4 protein-coding genes are annotated in these 4714 nt (G+C 69.2%); 3 read left to right on the plus strand and 1 reads right to left on the minus strand.

Going from position 1 to position 4714, the window contains the following annotated elements; all coding sequences use genetic code 11:
* Positions 1 to 1091: PQQ-binding-like beta-propeller repeat protein (locus ACFC02_RS41685; protein ID WP_376368100.1), on the plus strand; the 1091-nt coding region annotated here is incomplete at its 5' end.
* Between the two features lie 92 nt (positions 1092 to 1183).
* Here the strand turns inward: ACFC02_RS41685 and ACFC02_RS41690 are convergent.
* Positions 1184 to 1474, minus strand: a complete 291-nt coding sequence (locus ACFC02_RS41690; RefSeq protein WP_360978304.1) for a DUF397 domain-containing protein — start codon at positions 1472 to 1474, stop codon at positions 1184 to 1186.
* A gap of 281 nt (positions 1475 to 1755) precedes the next feature.
* Here ACFC02_RS41690 and rpsO point away from each other — a divergent pair, with 281 nt between their 5' ends.
* Both rpsO and ACFC02_RS41700 read left to right on the plus strand, forming a co-directional pair.
* Entirely contained in the window at positions 1756 to 2043 is a 288-nt protein-coding gene (rpsO, locus tag ACFC02_RS41695) for a 30S ribosomal protein S15 (RefSeq protein ID WP_030177470.1), read from the plus strand.
* Positions 2044 to 2455: 412 nt separating this feature from the next.
* A complete protein-coding gene (locus ACFC02_RS41700) occupies positions 2456 to 4675 on the plus strand; it encodes a polyribonucleotide nucleotidyltransferase (protein WP_376368103.1) in 2220 nt (739 codons plus the stop codon).
* The last annotated feature ends 39 nt before the right edge of the window (positions 4676 to 4714 follow it).

Genomic DNA, 4714 nt, shown 5'->3' on the forward strand with positions numbered 1-4714 from the left:
GTCCCTCGAAGGGCCGGCCGCTCGGTGCCCGCCGACGAGAGGCAGACCCACGACGTGAGCTTCGGCCCACCCCCTCCGCGTACACCCAGTCCGCGCTCGCGGCCGACCAGGCCCGCAGACGCCGCCGCAACAAAATCCTCGGGGGCCTCGCGGGCGGCGTCCTGGTGATCGCCCTCTGTGCCGGCGGCCTGTTCCTGTCGTCCGCGGGGGACGACAGGGCACCGGCCGACGGCAAGGTGGCCGCCGCTCAGCAGCCCGACGAGATCCGCAAGCACGGTCGAGAAGGCCCCCCCTCGCCGGAGGGCCGGGAGGTGGTCGAGCACAGCGTGGGGCACCTCGAGAAGCACAGGGACGGCAACCCGCTCTACGCGCCCGGTTCCTGGGCCACCGCGAAGATCTTCGCCAGGGGCATCGCCGACCACGTCGAGGGCTACCGGGTCGAGCCGCACTACGACGAGAAGGCCTGGACACCCGACCTCGGCGGACACATCTGCGCCACCAGCCGGCACATCACCGCCGACGGACGCACCGCGGTCGTCATCCAGCCGCCCAAGAGCGCCACCGACCCGGGCAACGGCGTCTGCGGCCAGGTGGTGTTCTTCGACCTGGACACCGGCCGCAAGCTGTGGCAGAAGAAGATGCCGGCGGCTGAGTTCGCCTATGTCACCAACACCGACCTGACCCTGACGAACGGCGTGGTCGCGGTCGCCTGGGGGCACGGCTCGGTGGCGTACGACATGAAGAGCGGCAGGCAGCTGTGGAACACCACGACCACGGCCCAGTGCGCGGACCAGGGATTCGCCGGTGGCCGGGCACTGCTCGCGCTCGCCGCCTGCGGCCAGGCACCCGACACCACGTACAAGGTGCAGAAGCTCGATCCGCGCACCGTCAAGAACCTGTGGACGTACCGACTCACCCGCGGTGTGAGCAGGGTCTACCTGCCCTCCTCGGATCCGCCGGTCCTCGCCGTCGCGGCCGGTGACACCCTGGTGACCGATCTCGGGCCGCGTGAACTGGTCCGCGACGACGACTCGCCCAAGGACGCGGTGCTGGTGGCCGTCGGCTTCGGGAGCGCGGGACTGAAGCACTGACCTGCACCACCCCCACCCGAAAGGGGCGGCACCCGTGTGCCGCCCCTCACCACATTCCGGGTCACCGAACCCGGCTCACCGCACGCATCCCACTACACGTCGAGTCCCCCGTTGTGCTCCGCCGGCTCCAGGTCGAACTCCCCGTCCCGCGCGCCCAGCACGAACGCCCGCCACTCCGCCTCCGTGTAGCGCAGCACCGTGTCGTGGTCGAGGGAGGACCGCATGGCCACGGCGCCGTCGGGAAGGTAGGCGATCTCGACGCGCTCCTCGTGTTCCTCCGTGCCCGGTGCGCAGTGCCATTCCACGCCCGAGATGTCGAGCGCGTACAGTTCGTCGCGCTCGCGCTCCTTGCGTGCCTTGATCTCCGCTTCCGTCTCCGCCATCTCGCAGCGACCCCTTCCCGACGTAGCTCTACGGTGCCAGCGCTCACCCTAGTGGCCGGGACACGCGTCGCGGGGCGGTGGGGAAACCCGGGGAAGGACGGCCTCCACCGCCTGGTAACCTGAGTGACGGCCGTTTGTGTACGCACCCCCGGCGCCATCGCAGGCAACCCTGCAGGCCCTGGAGATCGCGCCCAGCGGACCCCGCCTCCCGAGTAACGGAAGCTCCCCGGAGACACAGACCGGGGCACTCGGTGGCCATTCACAGACCATGAGGAGTACGCGTGTCGCTCGACGCCGCTACGAAGAAGCAGATCATCGGCGAGTTCGGTACCAAGGAGGGTGACACCGGCTCCCCCGAGGTCCAGGTCGCGCTGCTCTCCCGTCGGATCTCCGACCTGACCGAGCACCTCAAGACCCACAAGCACGACCACCACTCCCGTCGTGGCCTGCTGATCCTGGTCGGTCAGCGCCGTCGCCTGCTGCAGTACCTGGCGAAGAAGGACATCCAGCGCTTCCGTGCGCTGGTCGACCGCCTCGGCATCCGCCGTGGTGCGGCGGGCGCCAAGTAAGACGCCGTGAAGGGAGCGGTTCCCGGTCAGGATCGGGGGCCGCTCCCTTTGCCGTACGTGCGGAAACGTGCGGAGTGTCACTCACGCTTTGTAGTGTGGTAGCACGACGCAGGACGTACGGCACCGAACGCGGTACGGAACGCGTACGGAACGCGGCACGGAACAGTACGGAAGCGCAGGACGTGAGCGCCGTACGGAACCGTCCGCACCCGTACGAACAGACAACGAGAACGACAACGAGGAGGAGCGCACCTCGCCGCCGCCGGTCCTCGGTAGTGGCCCCCGGGCGATGTGAGCCCCGGGTGCTTCGATCGAAGACCGGCCCGCACCAGACGGAGCGCTTCTCCGCCACCGTCCCCCCGCCACACGGGCGAGGCGGGACGAAAGACGACAAGTAACGGAGAAAACGCTGGTGGAGAACGAGACCCACTACGCCGAGGCCGTCATCGACAACGGCTCCTTCGGCACCCGCACCATCCGCTTCGAGACGGGCCGCCTGGCCAAGCAGGCCGCCGGTTCCGCCGTGGCGTACCTGGACGACGACACCATGGTGCTGTCGGCCACGACCGCCTCCAAGAACCCCAAGGACCAGCTCGACTTCTTCCCCCTGACGGTGGACGTCGAGGAGCGCATGTACGCGGCCGGGAAGATCCCCGGTTCCTTCTTCCGCCGTGAGGGCCGCCCCTCCGAGGACGCCATCCTCACCTGCCGCCTGATCGACCGCCCGCTGCGCCCGTCCTTCAAGAAGGGCCTGCGCAACGAGATCCAGGTCGTCTGCACGGTCATGGCGCTCAACCCCGACCACCTGTACGACGTGGTCGCCATCAACGCCGCCTCCGCCTCCACGCAGCTGGCCGGCCTGCCCTTCTCGGGCCCGATCGGCGGCGTCCGCGTCGCGCTGATCAACGGCCAGTGGGTCGCCTTCCCGACCCACAGCGAGCTGGAGGACGCCGTCTTCGACATGGTCGTGGCCGGCCGTGTCCTGGAGGACGGCGACGTCGCGATCATGATGGTCGAGGCCGAGGCCACCGAGAAGACCATCCAGCTGGTCAAGGGCGGTGTCGAGGCCCCCACCGAGGAGGTCGTCGCCGCCGGTCTCGAGGCCGCGAAGCCCTTCATCAAGGTGCTGTGCAAGGCCCAGTCGGACCTCGCCGCCAAGGCCGCCAAGCCCACCGGCGAGTTCCCGATCTTCCTCGACTACCAGGGCGACGTCCTGGAGGCGCTGACCGCCGCTGTCCGCCCCGAGCTGGCCCAGGCGCTCACCATCGCCGGCAAGCAGGAGCGCGAGGCCGAGCTGGACCGCGTCAAGGGCCTGGCCGCCGAGAAGCTGCTGCCCGAGTTCGAGGGCCGCGAGAAGGAGATCTCCGCCGCGTACCGCGCGCTGACCAAGACCCTGGTCCGCGAGCGCGTCATCAAGGAGAAGAAGCGCATCGACGGCCGCGGCGTCACGGACATCCGTACGCTCGCCGCCGAGGTCGAGGCCATCCCGCGGGTGCACGGCTCGGCCCTGTTCGAGCGTGGCGAGACCCAGATCCTGGGCGTCACCACCCTGAACATGCTCCGCATGGAGCAGCAGCTGGACACCCTCTCCCCGGTGACCCGCAAGCGCTACATGCACAACTACAACTTCCCGCCGTACTCCACCGGTGAGACCGGCCGTGTCGGCTCGCCCAAGCGCCGCGAGATCGGCCACGGCGCCCTCGCCGAGCGCGCGCTCGTGCCGGTGCTGCCCACGCGCGAGGAGTTCCCCTACGCGATCCGCCAGGTGTCCGAGGCCCTCGGCTCCAACGGCTCGACGTCGATGGGCTCGGTCTGCGCCTCCACCATGTCGCTGCTGAACGCCGGTGTGCCGCTGAAGGCCCCGGTCGCCGGTATCGCCATGGGCCTGATCTCCCAGGAGATCGACGGCGAGACGCACTACGTCACCCTCACCGACATCCTCGGTGCGGAGGACGCCTTCGGCGACATGGACTTCAAGGTCGCCGGCACCAAGGAGTTCGTCACCGCCCTCCAGCTCGACACCAAGCTGGACGGCATCCCCGCCTCCGTCCTGGCCGCCGCCCTCAAGCAGGCCCGTGACGCCCGCCTCCACATCCTCGACGTGATGATGGAAGCGATCGACACCCCGGACGAGATGTCCCCGAACGCGCCGCGGATCATCACCGTGAAGATCCCGGTCGACAAGATCGGTGAGGTCATCGGCCCCAAGGGCAAGATGATCAACCAGATCCAGGAGGACACCGGCGCCGAGATCACCATCGAGGACGACGGCACCATCTACATCGGTGCCGCCGACGGCCCGGCCGCCGAGGCCGCCCGCACCACGATCAACAGCATCGCCAACCCGACGATGCCCGAGGTCGGCGAGCGCTACCTGGGTACGGTCGTGAAGACGACGACCTTCGGCGCGTTCGTCTCCCTGCTGCCCGGCAAGGACGGTCTGCTGCACATCTCGCAGATCCGCAAGCTCGCCGGCGGCAAGCGCGTGGAGAACGTCGAGGACGTGCTCGGCGTGGGCCAGAAGGTCCAGGTCGAGATCGCCGAGATCGACTCCCGCGGCAAGCTCTCCCTGGTCCCCGTGATCGAGGGCGAAGAGGGCGCGGAAGAGCAGAAGGACGACGCCGCCAAGTGACGTCCCGTGGCTTGAAGGCGACGGCCCGCACCTCCTCGG

The organism is Streptomyces sp. NPDC056160 (assembly GCF_042268205.1).
Classification (GTDB): Bacteria; Actinomycetota; Actinomycetes; order Streptomycetales; family Streptomycetaceae; genus Streptomyces.

Coding starts and splice junctions, on each gene's coding strand:
- ACFC02_RS41690 (WP_360978304.1), bottom strand. CDS start 1,474: ATGGCGGAGACGGAAGCGGAGATCAAGGCACGCAAGGAGCGCGAGCGC.